The organism is Rhizobium leguminosarum, from assembly GCF_010668065.1.
Classification (GTDB): domain Bacteria; phylum Pseudomonadota; class Alphaproteobacteria; order Rhizobiales; family Rhizobiaceae; genus Rhizobium; species Rhizobium leguminosarum_S.
Genome location: NZ_WUEN01000011.1, coordinates 111,535 through 127,183, shown reverse-complemented (window position 1 = coordinate 127,183; position 15,649 = coordinate 111,535). Strand labels below are relative to the sequence as shown.

The 15,649-nt window shown below is 61.3% G+C and carries 17 protein-coding genes; 10 read left to right on the top strand and 7 right to left on the bottom strand.

The window, feature by feature from the left end; genetic code table 11:
* The first annotated feature begins 150 nt into the window (after positions 1-150).
* Positions 151-1,062 carry an acetamidase/formamidase family protein gene (locus GR198_RS25905; RefSeq protein WP_029875383.1) on the top strand — a complete coding sequence of 304 codons (912 nt, stop codon included), beginning with the start codon at positions 151-153 and terminating at the stop codon, positions 1,060-1,062.
* A 12-nt stretch (positions 1,063-1,074) separates the two neighbouring features.
* Here GR198_RS25905 and GR198_RS25900 read toward each other — a convergent pair whose 3' ends face one another.
* Together GR198_RS25900 and GR198_RS25895 are read right to left on the bottom strand one after the other, a co-directional pair.
* Positions 1,075-1,977, bottom strand: coding sequence for a proline iminopeptidase-family hydrolase (locus GR198_RS25900; RefSeq protein ID WP_029875382.1), 903 nt, complete (start codon positions 1,975-1,977; stop codon positions 1,075-1,077).
* A 64-nt stretch (positions 1,978-2,041) separates the two neighbouring features.
* Positions 2,042-2,854: a helix-turn-helix transcriptional regulator gene (locus GR198_RS25895; protein WP_204337228.1), complete on the bottom strand. Its 813-nt coding sequence runs from the start codon at positions 2,852-2,854 to the stop codon at positions 2,042-2,044.
* A 130-nt stretch (positions 2,855-2,984) separates the two neighbouring features.
* Here GR198_RS25895 and GR198_RS25890 point away from each other — a divergent pair, with 130 nt between their 5' ends.
* The 5 genes from GR198_RS25890 to GR198_RS25870 are packed head-to-tail and all read left to right on the top strand — an operon-like array spanning position 2,985 to position 8,956.
* Positions 2,985-3,875, top strand: coding sequence for a proline iminopeptidase-family hydrolase (locus GR198_RS25890; RefSeq protein ID WP_029875380.1), 891 nt, complete (start codon positions 2,985-2,987; stop codon positions 3,873-3,875).
* 51 nt (positions 3,876-3,926) lie between these two features.
* Complete coding sequence (locus GR198_RS25885) at positions 3,927-4,865, top strand: ABC transporter permease (protein WP_029875379.1); 939 nt, start codon at positions 3,927-3,929, stop codon at positions 4,863-4,865.
* Positions 4,862-5,713, top strand: coding sequence for an ABC transporter permease (locus GR198_RS25880; protein WP_029875378.1), 852 nt, complete (start codon positions 4,862-4,864; stop codon positions 5,711-5,713). Before GR198_RS25885 ends, GR198_RS25880 begins: the two co-directional genes overlap by 4 nt.
* Positions 5,710-7,422, top strand: coding sequence for a dipeptide ABC transporter ATP-binding protein (locus GR198_RS25875; RefSeq protein ID WP_029875377.1), 1,713 nt, complete (start codon positions 5,710-5,712; stop codon positions 7,420-7,422). Before GR198_RS25880 ends, GR198_RS25875 begins: the two co-directional genes overlap by 4 nt.
* Before the next feature lie 19 nt (positions 7,423-7,441).
* Positions 7,442-8,956 (top strand): ABC transporter substrate-binding protein, encoded by a 1,515-nt coding sequence (locus GR198_RS25870; protein ID WP_018484126.1) that lies wholly within the window; start codon positions 7,442-7,444, stop codon positions 8,954-8,956.
* A gap of 84 nt (positions 8,957-9,040) precedes the next feature.
* Here the strand turns inward: GR198_RS25870 and yghU are convergent, their stop codons facing one another.
* Positions 9,041-9,916: a glutathione-dependent disulfide-bond oxidoreductase gene (gene yghU, locus GR198_RS25865; protein WP_029875376.1), complete on the bottom strand. Its 876-nt coding sequence runs from the start codon at positions 9,914-9,916 to the stop codon at positions 9,041-9,043.
* Between the two features lie 217 nt (positions 9,917-10,133).
* Between yghU and GR198_RS25860 the strand changes: the two genes are divergently transcribed.
* A complete protein-coding gene (locus GR198_RS25860) occupies positions 10,134-10,382 on the top strand; it encodes a type II toxin-antitoxin system ParD family antitoxin (RefSeq protein WP_017997165.1) in 249 nt (82 codons plus the stop codon).
* Between the two features lie 6 nt (positions 10,383-10,388).
* On the opposite strand, the gene GR198_RS25855 is transcribed toward GR198_RS25860, so the two are convergent.
* Entirely contained in the window at positions 10,389-11,288 is a 900-nt protein-coding gene (locus GR198_RS25855) for an NAD(P)-dependent oxidoreductase (protein WP_029875375.1), read from the bottom strand.
* 159 nt (positions 11,289-11,447) lie between these two features.
* On the opposite strand from GR198_RS25855, the gene GR198_RS25850 reads away from it, so the two are divergent.
* From GR198_RS25850 to GR198_RS25840, 3 genes are all read left to right on the top strand, one after another.
* Complete coding sequence (locus tag GR198_RS25850) at positions 11,448-11,915, top strand: universal stress protein (protein ID WP_029875374.1); 468 nt, start codon at positions 11,448-11,450, stop codon at positions 11,913-11,915.
* 125 nt (positions 11,916-12,040) lie between these two features.
* Positions 12,041-12,955, top strand: coding sequence for a DnaJ C-terminal domain-containing protein (locus GR198_RS25845; protein ID WP_029875373.1), 915 nt, complete (start codon positions 12,041-12,043; stop codon positions 12,953-12,955).
* Between the two features lie 2 nt (positions 12,956-12,957).
* Positions 12,958-13,281 (top strand): chaperone modulator CbpM, encoded by a 324-nt coding sequence (locus GR198_RS25840; RefSeq protein ID WP_012760085.1) that lies wholly within the window; start codon positions 12,958-12,960, stop codon positions 13,279-13,281.
* A gap of 16 nt (positions 13,282-13,297) precedes the next feature.
* On the opposite strand, the gene GR198_RS25835 is transcribed toward GR198_RS25840, so the two are convergent.
* From GR198_RS25835 to GR198_RS25825, 3 genes are read right to left on the bottom strand one after another with little or no spacing between them, the layout of a single operon-like run.
* The gene (locus tag GR198_RS25835; protein WP_012760084.1) at positions 13,298-14,227 is read right to left on the bottom strand and encodes a phosphatidate cytidylyltransferase; all 930 of its coding nucleotides are present in this window, start codon (positions 14,225-14,227) and stop codon (positions 13,298-13,300) included.
* The gene (locus GR198_RS25830) at positions 14,224-14,844 is read right to left on the bottom strand and encodes a lysophospholipid acyltransferase family protein (RefSeq protein ID WP_012760083.1); all 621 of its coding nucleotides are present in this window, start codon (positions 14,842-14,844) and stop codon (positions 14,224-14,226) included. Before GR198_RS25830 ends, GR198_RS25835 begins: the two co-directional genes overlap by 4 nt.
* Complete coding sequence (locus tag GR198_RS25825; RefSeq protein WP_029875372.1) at positions 14,841-15,470, bottom strand: CDP-alcohol phosphatidyltransferase family protein; 630 nt, start codon at positions 15,468-15,470, stop codon at positions 14,841-14,843. Before GR198_RS25825 ends, GR198_RS25830 begins: the two co-directional genes overlap by 4 nt.
* Positions 15,471-15,649: the final 179 nt, after the last annotated feature.

Below are 15,649 nucleotides of genomic sequence, written 5' to 3'. Positions count from 1 at the left end.
CAAAGGACGCTGTAGTACTGTGAATTGCTGCATAATTTTATCCGTAAATCGATTCCGATTTACGGAATTATGCAGTAGTCTCGCCCTTTCTCCGCCGGGCAGTTCAGCCGCAGGCTCATGACATTCGAAACGAGCGAGAGCCATATTCTCATGACGACTCACCGCTTCATTCCGACGAGCTTTCACAATGTCATCGGCTCTCTTTCGCCGGCCCTGCACATCGCCGACGGCGATACCGTCGTCACCGAGATGCTCGACGCCGCCGGGCATGACAAGGACGGCATCAAGCAGGCATCCGGCCCCAATCCGATGAACGGCCCGATCTTCGTGGAAGGTGCCGAGCCCGGGGATGCGCTAAAGGTCGAGATCATCAGCATGATCCCGACCAGGGACACGGGTTTTACCGGCAGCGTCGTCGCCGCCAATGTGGTCGATCCCGAGGCGGTTCGCGACCTGCCGCCGCGCGATATCGCCATCTGGGCGATCGACCGCGAAGCCCTGACCGTCCGGCTTTCCGAGCCGGTTGCAGGTCTTGAAAATTTCGTTCTGCCTCTCGACCCGATGATCGGCTGTTTCGGCGTGGCGCCGAGCCTCGGCCAGGCGATATCGACTGCGACCAGCGGCGAATATGGCGGCAACATGGATTATCGGCTGTTCGGCCCCGGCACCACGGTCCGCTTGCCCGTAGCGGCCCCCGGCGCCCTGTTCTTTCTCGGCGACTGCCATGCCGTGCAAGGGGATGGCGAGATTGTCGGAACCGGCGTCGAGACGACGTTCGAAGTCACGGTGCGGCTGACGGTGGAAAAGAAGGCCGGACTGGTCTGGCCGCGCGGGGAAACGGCTGAAGACATCTTCACCATCGGCAACGCCCGACCGCTCGATCAGGCGCTCCAGCACGCCACCAGCGAAATGTTGAATTGGCTGGCATCGGATTACGGCCTGGACAGGACGGCGGCCAGCCATCTGCTCGGCCAGGTGGTGCGTTACGATGTCGGCAACGTCTTCGACCCGGCCTATACGATCGCCTGCCGTGTTGCCAAGAAGTGGCTGACCCGCCGATAGGCGACCCTTTCCTCAATCGTGCCGGGAGAGGAAACCGGAAACGGTCGCCAGGCAAAGCTGCTTTTCCTCGACATGCGGCATGTGGCTGGAATTTTCGAAGAGCACCCATTCGCAGCCGGGAACGTGTTCGAGATAGGGTCTTACCACCAGGGGCGTCGCCTCGTCGTATTTTCCCGAGATGAGCAGCGTCGGGGCTTCGATGCGATCCAGCCTGTTCTCGATCGTCCAGTCCTTCATCGTACCGATGACGTGAAATTCCGTCGGGCCGTTCATGTTGCGGTAGACGGTGTTTTCCTCGTCCATGATCGCAAAGGTCCGCGCCACTTCAGGCGGCCACGGCACCACGCGGCAGACATGGCGGTCATAGAAGACGCGTGAGGCGGCGATATATTCCGGATCGGTGAGGCTTCCCGCCAGCTCATGCTTCAGCAGCGTGTCCTGCACCTCCTTCGGCAGTTCCTGCCTCAGCCGGTTCGCCTCCGAAACCCAGGTGTGCATGTTGGCCGGCGAGTTGGCGATGACAAGCGCCTTCAGGCCTTGCGGTCGGCGCACCGCATGTTCGGCGCCGAGCATGCCGCCCCAGGACTGGCCGAGGAAGGCATAGTGCTGCTGTATGCCGAGATGGGAAAGTAGTGCGTCCAGCTCCTCGAGGAACAGACCGACCGTCCAGAAATCCGGGCCTTTTTCCGGAAGTCGGGTGGAATTGCCATTGCCGAGTTGGTCGTAATGGATGACCGGACGGCCGTCGAGCGCGGCGATATCCTTGAAGGAATCGACATAATCATGGGTGCAGCCAGGCCCGCCATGGGCGACGACGAGGGGCAGCTTGCCGCTCTCCAGCGAACCGGTGACGCGATACCAGGTGCGATAGTCGCGAAAGGGCAGATAGGCTTCGTTGGTCGTGACTTCGCCCACTGGCGTCTCCATCTCTTAGCAGTGATGAAAAAGCATAACGCGGCGGCAACGGTGAAGGCAGCTATCACAAGTTATAGGGTGGCCAATTATGGGCAGGCCGGTCTTCGAGCAGGCGGTAATGGGTGGCGCGAACCACGGCCTGGGTGCGGTTGCGGGCACCGAGTTTCTTTGTCGCGGCATTCAGATGCATCACGACGGTCGGTACGGAACGGTCGATGATGCGGGAAATTTCCTTGGCGGAATAACCTTCCGCCGAATGGCGCAGACATTCCCGTTCCCGCTCGGTCAGGCGGACAGTGCCGACGCTCTTTGCCCGCGTGTCGAAAAGCAAATAGGCGGTCTCATGGAAAACATGGGCAAGCAGGTTGAAGTCGGCGATATAGCGCAGTGCGTGCCGTTCGAAATCTTTGTTCCGGCCGAAGCGGATGCCGGTGACGGTCGCATAGTCGCCGCGTGGCATATGAACCGGAACGGTGACGCCGGTCGACATATCGCGTTCGCTCAAATAGCGCGTCACCGGCGCGGTGTCTTCGGTCATGAAACGGTTGATCAGCGTGTCGGCGTCCAGGTCGTAGTTCCAGAAAAAGGGTGCGGAGGTGCGCAGCGCCACCTGCTGCACCGGATCGATACGGAAATAGCCGCGATTGAACCAGTAGTCGTGCATATCGTCAGAGATATTCCGCAGCTTCAGCAGCGATGGTATCATGATCGCGCCGTCGAGATCGTAAGGCACCGGCGTATAGTCGTAGATCAGCGCCTCGAAGCCGATCTGCTTCATCGCCTCGAAGGCCTGGTCGATGCGTCCATCAAGCGTTTCGTGCGCTGTAAACTGCCGTCTGATCGTTCCGATATCGTCAAGAATGGGGTCGTCAAGCATGGGCTGCTCCCGGGGTTCGGCATTGCGGCCCACCCTATCACTTCTTATAGCTGGCACTGAATGCGGTTTAAGGTAAAAATTTAGCCGTGCCCAAATATTGAGCAAGCGAAATCTTCTGCCGGAGCGATCAATGTGGCGTGAAATACGGCCGGACGAGCGATTCGAGATCGATGTCGATGGCTATCGCGTCGTTGCCTATAGTTTCGGGACCGGCAGCGAGACGGTTTTCTGCCTGAACGGCGGGCCGGGTCTGCCCTGCGATTACCTGCGCGAAGCGCATTCCTGTCTCATCGACAAGGGCTATCGTGTTGTCGCCTTCGACCAACTCGGCACCGGCGCTTCCGACCGGCCGGACGATCTCTCGCTCTGGACGATCGGCCGTTATGTCGAAGAGACGGAGACGGTGCGCAAGGCGCTGGGGCTCGGCAAGGTCCACATGCTCGGCCATTCCTGGGGCGGCTGGCTGGCGATCGAATACGCGCTGACCTATCCCGAAAACCTCAAGACGCTGATCCTCGAAGATACCGTCGCCGATATGCCGCATCTGATCTCGGAACTGGAACGGCTGCGCGCGGCACTCGGTCCCGAAACTGTCTCGATGATGCAGAAGCACGAGGCGCAGGGCACCTACAATCATCCGGAATATCTCGCCGCCGTCACCATCCTCAACTATCGCCATGTCTGCCGTCTGCCCGAATGGCCGGCGCCGGTGCGCCGCTCGCTCGACGATTGGAACATGGCGCCCTATGAGACGATGCAGGGGCCGAACGAGTTTCTCTATATCGGCAACCTCAAGGACTGGAACCGCATCCCCGACCTGCCGCGGCTGACGCTGCCGGTGCTCATCACGACCGGAGAGCATGACGAGCTGACGCCGGCCTGTGCGCTCAGGATGAAGCTTGCGCTGCCGAATGCCGAGCTGAAGGTATTTGCCAATGCCAGCCACATGCCGTTCTATGAGAACCCGCAGGATTATTATCCGGCGCTTCTCGATTTTCTCACCCGGCACGAGGCAGGCTGATGCAACAGGAAGCGGACCGAACCCGACGAAGACAAAGGGGCGATCGCCGTCATGCATCGCTATAAATTCGTTCTGACGCGACCGCTGCAGTTCCTGCCCGTCATCTTCGGCATCAGCGTCATCACTTTCATTCTGGTCCGGCTGATCCCCGGCGATCCGGCACGCAATATCCTCGGGACGCGCGCGACGCCGGCAGCACTTGCCAGCATCCGCGCCCAGTACGGGCTCGATCAGCCGATGTGGCTGCAATATGTCTATTTCCTCAAGAACCTCGCCAATGGCGAGATGGGCAAGTCGATCCTCTACAAGATCGACGTGCTGAAGCTGATCGTCACCCGCATCGAGCCGACGCTTGCGCTCGTCGTCTCCAGCGTCGTGCTTTCGGTCCTGATCGCGGTGCCGATGTCGGCGATCGCCGCACGCAATGCCGGCCGGGCGCCGGATCATGCGGTGCGCATCGTCTCGACCTTCGGCATCGGTTTTCCGCCCTTCTGGCTGGGGCTGATGCTGATCATCCTGTTCAGCGTCGAACTCGGCGTGCTGCCGGTCTCGGGCTATGGTGCGACGATCGGCGACAAGCTGTCGCATCTCGTACTGCCGAGCCTGACGGTCGCGCTGTCGCTCTCGACCGTGCTGACGCGCAGCCTGCGGGCGGCGATGATCGAGCAGTTGAAATCGGATGTCGCGACGGCGGCGCGCGCCCGCGGCATGCCTGAAGGCATCGTCTTCTGGCGGCATGTGCTGCCGAATTCGCTGGTGCCGACCATCAACCTGCTTGCCGTCAATATCGGCTGGCTGATCGGCGGCACGGTGGTGGTCGAGAGTGTCTTTGCGCTGCCCGGCATGGGACAGCTGCTGGTCAGGGCGATCTTCTCACGCGACTACATGGTGGTTCAGGGCGTCGCCATGGTCTTTGCCTGCGCCACCGTGCTTATCAACTTCATCGCCGACATCGTCACTGTCGCCGTCGATCCGAGGGTGAAGCTATGAGCATCGAGGCGATCGCCCCCGCATCCCCCGGCTGGCGCCGGTTCTTCGGCCGGCGGCCGATGCTTGTGCTCAGTGCCGGCCTGCTGCTGTTCTTCGTGCTGGTGGCGATCGGCGCGCCCATCGTCGCGCCTTACGACCCGATCATGCAGAATGCCGAGGTGCGCCTGCAGGGGCCTTCATTGCTGCATCCCTTCGGCACCGACAATTTCGGCCGCGATATCCTCTCCCGCGTTATCTGGGGCGCGCGCCTCGACCTGCAGATGGCGCTGATCGGCGTCATCTTCCCCTTCCTGATCGGCACGACGGTCGGCACGATCGCCGGCTTTTTCGGCGGGATCGTCGATGCGCTGTTCATGCGTCTTGTCGATATCATCCTCGCCTTCCCCTTCCTCGTGCTGATGCTGTCGATCATCGCGATCCTCGGCCCGGGCCTCGGCAGCTTCTACATCGCCATGGCGCTGGTCGGCTGGGTTTCCTATGCACGGCTGATCCGGGTGCAGATGTTGGTGCTGAAAGGCAGCGATTATGCCGTTGCCGCCGTCAGCCTCGGCTTCAGCCGCCCGCGCATCATGTTCCGCCACCTGCTGCCGAACGCGATCGCCGGCTCGATCGTCTTTTCGATGTCCGATGCGACGCTGGTGCTGCTCAGCGGCGCTGCCGTCAGCTATCTCGGCCTCGGCGTCCAGCCGCCGATTGCCGAATGGGGCGTCATGGTCGCGGAAGGACAGAGCTTCATCACCACGGCATGGTGGATCACGCTGTTTCCCGGCCTCTCCATCGTCTGCCTCGCCTTCGGTTTCAGCATGCTGGGCGACGCGCTCGGCGAATTGCTGGGGGTGCATGAATGAGCGGCTCCGTGCTGTCCGTCCGTGATCTCACCGTCAGGGCATATGTCGATTCCGGCCCGCGCACGCTGCTCGATGCGGTCTCGCTCGATCTCGGCAAGGGTGAGATTCTCGGTCTCGTCGGCGAGAGCGGCTCGGGCAAGAGCCTGTTCTGCCGTTCCCTGGTGCGCCTGCTGCCCTCCTCGCTGCTGAAGATCGAAAGCGGTAGCGTGCTGCTCGAAGGGCGCGACCTCATGCGGATCGACGATGGCGAGATGCTGAAAGTGCGCGGCGGCGAGATCGGCATGATCTTCCAGAACCCGACCAGCCATCTCGACCCGGTGATGCGGATCGGCGATCAGATCGCTGAGGGCATCCGTTATCACCAGGGCCTCGGCGCCCGCGAGGCTCGCGCCGCGGCGACGGAAATCCTGGCGCAAGTCGGCTTCCCCGATCCGAAGCGCCAGTACGATAGCTATCCGCACGAATTTTCCGGTGGCATGCGGCAGCGGGCGATGATCGGCGTGGCGCTGTCCTGCAATCCGAAGATCCTGATCGCCGACGAGCCGACCACGGCGCTCGACGTGACCATCCAGGCGCAGATCCTGCGGCTGTTGATTGACATTCGTGATCGGCGCGGCCTGTCGATCATTCTGATCACCCACGATCTCGGTATCGTCGCCCAGACTTGCGACCGTATTGCCGTGCTGCGCGGCGGCAAACTGCTCGAAGAGGGGCCGAAGCGGACGATCCTGGCGCGGCCGCAGCATCCCTATACGATCAACCTGATCAACAGCCACCCTTCCATCCCGGGCGAGACGGTCGCGCCGCTGCTCGAGCTTGCCGCGGCCAGCCAACCGGCGAGGCGGCCATTGCTCGAAATCGATGATCTCCATGTGCGCTTCAGAGCCGGCGGCGCCCTGCTCAGGGGCGGTGCCAAGACGGTCAGCGCCGTTGCCGGCGTCAGCCTGCAGATCATGCCGGGCGAGACGGTCGGCATCGTCGGCGAATCCGGCAGCGGCAAGAGCACGCTTGCCCGCGCCGTGCTCGGCCTCACCCCGCTTTCCTCGGGTCACGTCACTTTCGACGGCGTCGATCTGGCGCTGCAGAAAAGCGCTGGCCTGGCAAAGCTCAGGCGCGAGACGGCGATGGTCTTCCAAGACCCCTATAATGCGCTCAATCCGCGGCTGACGATCGGGCAGATGCTGGCCGAGGTGCTGAAAGTGCAGGGCAAGGTCGCCAGGAGCGATATCCCTGTTCGAATCGGCGAACTGCTCGATCTCGTCGGCCTCGAACGTGAATTCGCCGGCCGCAAACCGCGCAGCATGAGCGGCGGCCAGTGCCAGCGCGCCGGCATCGCCCGAGCCCTCGCCGTCGATCCGAAGCTGATCATCGCCGACGAATGTGTGGCCGCTCTCGACGTCACCATCCAGGCGCAGATCATCGAGCTCTTCCGCGAGCTCACGGCGAAGATGAACCTCACGCTGATCTTCATCGCCCATGATCTCGCAATCGTCCGCAATCTCTGCGAACGCGTCGTCGTGATGTATCGCGGCGAGATCGTCGAGGAAGGCCGCTCCGAAGAAGTCTTCGCGCGGCCGAAGCATCCTTATACGGCGGCGCTGATCGCCGCCATTCCCGACATCGATCCTGACAAGCGGCTGCTTCAAGGCGCCGACAGCAAGGACGATCCGCATTCGATGCCGATTCAATCAATCAAACGCATGCCATAACAACGAAGGGAACGAACTCATGACAAACAGGTGGAAATCAATCGGGCTTGCAGCCCTGCTCGCCGGTCTGACGCTCAGCGCAAGCTATGCCGAGGCCGCCGGCGTGCTCACCATCGGCCGCCGCGAGGATTCGACGACATTCGATCCGATCAAGACCGCGCAGAACATCGACAACTGGGTGTTCTCCAACGTCTACGACGTGCTGATCCGCGTCGACAAGACAGGCACGAAACTGGAGCCGGGCCTTGCCGAAAGCTGGACCACCTCGGATGACGGGCTGACCTACACGTTCAAGATCCGCGACGCAAAATTCTCGGACGGTTCGCCGCTGACGGCGGAAGACGCGGCCTACAGTCTGCTGCGCATCCGCGATGACGCCGCCTCGCTCTGGAGCGATTCCTATAAGGTGATCGACACGGCGGTGGCGACCGACGCGCACACGCTGACGATCAAGCTCAAGAACCAGTCCGCACCGTTCCTTTCGACGCTGGCGCTGCCGAATGCCTCGGTCATCTCCAAGAAGGGCATGGAATCGCTGGGCGCCGATGCCTATGGCGAAAAGCCGATCGCATCCGGCGCCTTCGTGGTCGAGGAATGGCGACGCGGCGACCGCGTCATCTTGAAGAAGAACCCGAACTTCTGGCAGGCCGACCGCGTCAAGCTCGACGGCGTCGAGTGGATCTCGGTGCCTGACGACAACACCCGCATGCTGAACGTTCAGGCCGGCGAGCTGGATACGGCGATCTTCGTTCCCTTTTCTCGCGTCGAGGAACTGAAGAAGGACCCGAACCTCAATGTCGATATCGACGCTTCGACCCGTGAGGACCATCTGCTGATCAACCATGCGCATGGCGCGCTCGGCAAGAAGGAAGTCCGTCAGGCGCTTGATCTCGCGATCGACAAGAAGGCGATCGTCGATACCGTCACCTTCGGCCAGGGCACCGTCGCCAATTCCTATATCCCGAAGGGCGCGCTCTATTATTATGCCGACAATCTGCAGCGGCCTTATGATCCCGAAAAGGCAAAGGAGCTGCTGGCCGCCGCCGGCGCCTCGGACCTGACGCTGAATTACCTGGTCCGTGCCGGCGACGAAGTCGACGAACAGACGGCCGTTCTGGTCCAGCAGCAGCTGCAGAAGGCCGGCATCACCGCCAATCTGCAGAAGGTCGACCCGAGCCAGGAATGGGACATGATTGTTGCCGGCGACTACGACGTCTCGGTCAATTACTGGACCAACGACATTCTCGATCCGGACCAGAAGACCACCTTCGTCCTCGGCCACGATTCCAACAACAACTACTCGACCAATTACAAGAACGAGGCGGTGAAGGAACTGGTCGCCAAGGCGCGTCTCGAGCTCGACCCGAAGAAGCGCGAACAGATGTATGTCGATCTGCAGAAGATGGCCAAGGACGACGTCAACTGGATCGACCTCTATTACAGCCCCTATATCAACGTCTCGCGCAAGAATATCGAGAACTTCTACCAGAACCCGCTCGGCCGCTTCTTCCTGGAAGACACGGTCAAGAACTGAGTTCGGGCAGTATGCAGATGCTCCGTCGCCGTAAAGGCGGCGGAGCATCATTTGTTGCTGCGACACGTGGCTGGGGCCGTTTGCTTACTCGGCGGCCGCGAGCTTGTCCTGCGTCCTGGTGTCGAAGTCGCTGGCGTCGTGGCGCTCGTGCAACTGGCTCGATGGCTCGCCGGAGAGGCGGTTGACCATCCGGCCGCGTTGCACGGCCGGCCTGCTGTGGATGGCGTCGGCCCAGCGCAGCACGTTCTTATAGTCCTCGACCTGCAGAAACTCGGCCGCACCGTAAGTCCAGCCCTTCACCAACCCGCCATACCACGGCCAGACGGCAATATCGGCGATCGTATATTGGCTGCCTGCCAGATACTCGCTTTCGGCCAGGCGACGATCGAGCACGTCGAGCTGACGCTTCACTTCCATGGCGAAGCGGTCGATCGCATATTCGATCTTCGTCGGTGCATAGGCGTAGAAATGGCCGAAGCCGCCGCCGAGATAGGGCGCGCTTCCCATCTGCCAGAACAGCCATGACAGGCATTCGGCGCGCGCGCTCGGCTCGGTCGGCAGGAAAGCGCCGAATTTTTCGGCGAGGTAGGTGAGGATCGCGCCTGACTCGAAGACGCGGATCGGCTTTGGCCCGCTGCGGTCCATCAAAGCCGGGATCTTGGAATTGGGATTGACCGCGACGAAGCCGCTTCCGAACTGATCGCCATCGCCGATCTTGATCAGCCAGGCGTCATACTCCGCACCTTCATGGCCAAGGGCCAGCAGTTCCTCGAGCAGGATGGTGACCTTTTGGCCGTTCGGCGTGCCGAGCGAATAGAGCTGCAGCGGATGGCGGCCGATCGGAAGCTCCTTGTCATGCGTCGGTCCCGCGATCGGGCGATTGATGCTGGCGAACTGGCCGCCATTCGCTTTGTTCCAGGTCCAGACCTTCGGGGGTGTATAGTCGGAAGAACCGCTCATCTTTCAAACTCCTGGCATTGGTCAGATAGGATCGCGATGCCAATGGGTTTGGTCACCGCATTTTTCCTGACATAGCAGAGGCGACAAGGTTTTGTCACAGGTGTCGGCGCGGTTTCACGCAATCGTCAGAGCCTTGGCCAGGGATCAGATTCACGCTGTGAAGACTGGGTTTTGTTATGTACCAAAAATTGGTACATTGGCTTAAAGGAGATTCAGGATGGCTAGAAATACGTCCATATCGCTCAGTGACCATTTCACCAGCTTCATTGATACGCAGGTTCAGGCTGGCCGCTATGGTTCAGCCAGCGACGTTATCCGGGCGGGCCTTCGCCTACTTGAAGAACACGAAGCCAAAGTGAAGGCATTGCAGGACGCCTTGATTGAAGGCGAAGAATCCGGCCCTGCCACGCCCTTCGATTTCGATGCGTTCAACGCTCGCAAACGGGCGGCGTTCGAGGCGAAATGACAGGCGTCATATTTTCTCCCGCCGCGCGATGATCTCGTCCAGCTGCCCCACGAGCACGCGATCGCCCTCGACGTCGCTCGCCATCCTGGAGAAGACATCCGCCATGCCGCGGAAGATGGTCGCGGCCGGATCATCTTCTCCAAGGAAATCGGCAATCTCCTGCATTTCGGCAACCCACCGATAGGCTTTCGGATACATGTCGGGTATGGATCCCGACAGCTTGCGATCGATGTCGGGAAGGCTTTCGGAGAGCTCGGCTTTCAGGCTTTCGGCCGCACCGGAACGCGATGCGGCAAGCAGCATGGCGGTGCCAAGGCCGACAAATCCCTTGTTGATGCCGGCATAACACATCTTCAGTGCCGAGGCGGCGCCGAGCGGTCCGTCGAGTCTGCGGATCCGCAGGCCGCAATCCTCGAGCAGCTTGCTTCGCTCCGCAATATCGCCGCTGATATAAATGGTCGGACCTGGTTTGCCGGGGCTCGGCGGCCCGCCGATGATCGCACCGTCAAGCACCTCGACGCGGCTGCTTTCGAAGCGTGCCGCCAAAGCCTGCATGGTTTTCGGCGCAATCGCGTTGAGGTCGATGAAGGGCGGCGGCGCCTGCATCGCCGACGATATGTCCGCGACGAGTTCGGCGACCTTGATCGCCTCCGCCGGCGGAACGATCGACAGGATCAGCTCGGCCTTCGTCAGCTCCTGGCGGCCGACCGGCACCATGCCGGCTGCCTTTGCCCGCGCAATCGTCTGCTCGCTCCTGCCTTCGAGATAGGTGAGCACCGTGGCGCCGTGGTCGATCAGCCGTTTGGCGACGGCACTTCCCATCGCGCCCGATCCGATAATCGCAAAATTCGGCATGTGAACCTCAATCAATGACGTCATCAGATTAGAACTGTTGCCGATGGCCATATCGTCAACTGCGACGATTCAGCCGAAACCCCTTCCGAAGAGCCGGCCGCTTCGTGCGCGCTGCCGTTGCGGCACTTTTTCTTGATATTCGTCAATGCCGGGACGGTCGACACCGGTATGATCGGTGCTATCATTCGCATTCGAGGATATGGATTTCAAATGTATCGGACGATCATCTGCGGCATCGGCATGGGTCCCCGCCAAACGGCAAGCCGCCTTCTGCGCCGGGCTGCTGCGCTGATGGACGAAGGCGGAAGCATCGTCGTCATGCACGTCATCGAGCATATCCCCCGCCGTCACCTGACGGAGCTTCCCGAGGAATTCGAAACGACCGCCATCGTCGACGCCGAAAAGAAACTTGCATCGCTCTGCAAGGAGCTGGGAATTCCGGCGATGATCGAGGTTCGTATCGGCGTTGCCGCCTCCCTGCTCGTCTCCGTCGCAAGGGAGAAATCGGCCGATCTTATCCTGGTTTCATCCCATGTGACCGATATCACCGACTACGTCTTCTCCTCGATCGTCGACAAGGTCGTGCGCCATGCCGGGTGCTCGGTTCTGATCGATCGACGACCCGATCCCGCGCATGAAGGCTCGGCGCCTCAAGTGGAAGACGCAGCGTTGTTCTAGTTCCGCTGCGGATTGATGAAGTCGATCAGAGCGGCCGGCCTCCCCTCCCCTCCCCGGCGGCGGCCCGACAACCTATATCATTGCCAAGCCAACCAGCATTATTCGCTGCCCGACCGGAGACATGTATGAGCCAGGATCCCTACGAGCTTCTGGGCGTGAAACGCGATGCGACGCAAAAGGATATTCAAAGCGCGTTCCGCAAGCTCGCCAAGAAACTTCACCCCGACCTTAACCCCGGCGACAAAAAAGCTGAGGAACGGTTCAAGCAAATTTCAACGGCCTACGAGATCTTGAGTGACGAGCAAAAACGCGGACGCTTCGACCGCGGCGAGATCGATATAACGGGCGCCGAGCGGGCGCAGCGCAATTATTACCGCGACTACGCGTCGAAGAGCGGGCCTGGCGATCCCTACCACAACAGCGCCGGCTTTGCCGATTTCAGCGATGCCGACGATATCTTCGCCAGTTTCTTTTCACGTCGTGCCGGCGGCGGCCAGACCCGTGGTCGTGGCCGTGACCGGCAATTTTCCATGGAGGTCGACTTTCTCGAGGCCGTCAACGGCACCAGGACGGAGGTCAAGATGCCGAATGGTCCGGCGCTCGACGTACAGATCCCGCCAGGGACGCGCGACGGCCAGACCTTGCGGCTGCGCGGCAAGGGCGAGCCGGGCACCGGCGGTGGGCCGGTGGGCGATGCCCTGATCGAAATCCGTGTGCGCCCGCACCGCTTCTTTACGCGAGACGGCGACGATATCCGCCTGGAACTGCCGATCTCCCTCAGTGAGGCCGTGCTTGGTGGCAAGGTTCGCGTGCCGACGCCGTCGGGACCGGTCAATCTGACGCTGCCGCCTCATTCGAACACGGGCAAGGTCCTGCGTCTCAAGAGCAAAGGTGTTTCAAAACGCGGCGGCGGACACGGCGACGTCTACATCTCGCTGAAGATCGTGCTGCCCGACGCCCCGGATGAGCGGCTGACGGCCTTGATGAAGGAATGGGCGACCGCAAACTCCTACGATCCGAGAAAGAACATGGAGGCTTGATCATGGATGATCTCGAATTCCGTCTTTACTTGAAAATTGACATCGTCCAGCTCGACCTCTGGATCGAACAGGGTTGGCTGATCCCGGAGACATCAGGCGGCCAGAGGCAATTTCGCGACGCCGACGTCGCACGCGCCCGGCTGATCCTGGACCTCATGGGAAACATGGGTGTCAACGAAGCCGGCGTCGATATCGTCATGGAGCTGATCGACGAGTTGCACGGCCTGCGGGGAACGATGGGCAAGCTGATGACCGCTATCGGCAAGCAGGAGCGGGATGTTCAGCGCCGGCTGTTCGAGAGCCTCGAGGAGGCCGACCGGCTTTAAACGATCGGCCGAATTCTCAGGTGGTGAACCAATAGCGGACGATGTGGAAGAATAGCGGTGCGGCGAAGGTGATGGAGTCCAGGCGGTCAAGCACGCCGCCATGGCCTTCGATCACATAGCCCCAGTCTTTGGCATTGAGATCGCGCTTGATGGCCGAGAGCACGAAGCCGCCGAAGAAGCCCGCGACGACGATGACCGTGCTGATGGCAGCGGCCTGCAGCGGCGAGAAAGGCGTCAGGCGATAAAGCAGCGTTCCGACGAGGATGGCCGAGGCGCCGCCTCCGACCAGCCCTTCGATCGTCTTCGACGGGCTGATATTCGGCGAGAAACGGTGCTTTCCGAGGAGCTTGCCCCAGACATACTGGAAGACGTCGCTGAGCTGTACGACCACGACCAGATAGACGAGAAGGAGCGCCGACGGCGTGCCGGTCTCCAGCATGAGCAGAGCGGGAGCGTGGCTGATCGAATAGACCGTCAGCATCAATCCCCATTGCACCCTGGCGCTGCGGGCGAGGAATTCGTTGACGTCACCCGTCAAGGTCGCCACCGCCGGCAGGATCAGGAAGGCATAGACCGGGATGAAGATCGCAAACAGGCCGTACCACTCCGTTCCGAGCAGCATGTAATGCAGCGGCAGCACAACGAAGAAGGACAGGAAAAGCGCCAGATGATCGCCGCGCCGCGATGGTGTCAGCGTCCAGAATTCGCGAAGCGCCATAAAGGACAGGAATGCGAACAGGATGACCGTCGCCGTGTCGCCGAGCAGGATCGCGCCGCCGAACACTGCGACCATGATCCACCAGGAGCGGATACGGGCGTTGAGGTTTTGGACCGTAGCGACGGAGCCGGGTTCGGTCGCGCGCCGTTGAAGGATAAAACCGATCGCGGAGGCAGCGGCAAGCAGGCCGAGGATGGCGGCCAGCACGATGGAGAACAGGCTGGTCATGCGCTATGCCCCCCATCTGCGAGCTCAATGACCGCAGCGCGGGCGCGGGCCAGGAATTCGGTCTTTTCCTCGCCTGGTTCGACGCGGAGCGGCTTGCCGAAGCGCGCCGTGCAGGTGATCGGCACGATCAGCATGCTTCCCTTCGGCAGGATGCGCTGAAGGTTGTCGAGATGGATCGGCACGAGATCGACATCCGGAAAACGGCAGGCAAGGCGAAAGATGCCACTGCGGAACGGGGCGATCTCATCGTTGGTGCTTCTCGTTCCTTCCGGGAAAATCAGGACTGAGCGCCCCTCCTCAAGCAGGCGCTCTATCGGAGCCAGCGGGTCGGTGTCCGGCGGAGGCTTGCGGTCTATCAAGACGGCGCGCAGGCCTTTCTCTGCGATGAAACGGCGAAAGGCGCTCGTTCCCCAATAGTCCCGCGCCGCAACCGGATGGGTCATCCGGCGCACCGGCCAGGGCAAGGCGGCCATGACGGCGACGGTATCGATATGGCTGTTGTGATTGGCGAAATAGATGCGGCGACTGGGATCGGGCGCGCAGCCCCGCCACTCGCTTCGGGCGCCGACCAGGATACGGACGAGCAGCACGAGAAACCGACGGATAATCGCGATCATAGTCTCTCCAGGGAATGTTTCAGCCTCAACGTGCGGGTGATGCAGGTGACAAGGCTGCCGGCCGCGATGACCGCGCATGCCAGGATCAGCGACCAGTGGCTGCCGGATATCAGCGTCTCGACGCTCTGGGCCAGCAGGCCCGCCGTCAGCACCGCCATGCGGCGCTGCTTGGCCATGACGCCGCTGAAGTCCTGGGGAAGTCCGACCGATCCTCCGAAGACCCTGATATAGGCGGTGAGTGCGGCAAGCAGCGCAGCCAGCCAGCCGAGCCAGCCAAAGCCGCAGGCATAGCCGGCCGCGACGAGAAACAGGCTGTCGGCGACCCGGTCGGGGAATTCGTTGTAGAGCGGCCCGCTCTTGGTTTTCTTGCCGCCTTCGATCGCGACCATTCCGTCCAGCAGATTGCAGACGAGCCGCAGTTGCACCGAGATCGCGGCACAAACCATGGCAATCGGATGTATTGTGAAAACGATGAGCGCTGCGCCTATACCCGCGAATACGACCGATAAAAGCGAAATGCCGTTCGGTGTCGCGCCGCTCCGCGCCAGCCACGCGCTGAGGCCGATAGCCCAGGACGACGACCGGCTCGCGATCGGTCGCCGCGAGGCGCCCTCTTCTTCCCCCATTTCATGTCCCCCGACCCCAATGATCCTTGCATATCCTGCCAATGGCGTCGCGCCAAGCCGCGACGCCATTCAGTTCGGAAAAAATGGCTGCAGAACGCAAGGCGCAACAGATTGAACAGCCTGATTTTTAAGCCCATTCGCTGCTTGACACATTTTTGGGCGCTACTATGATTTTTGAA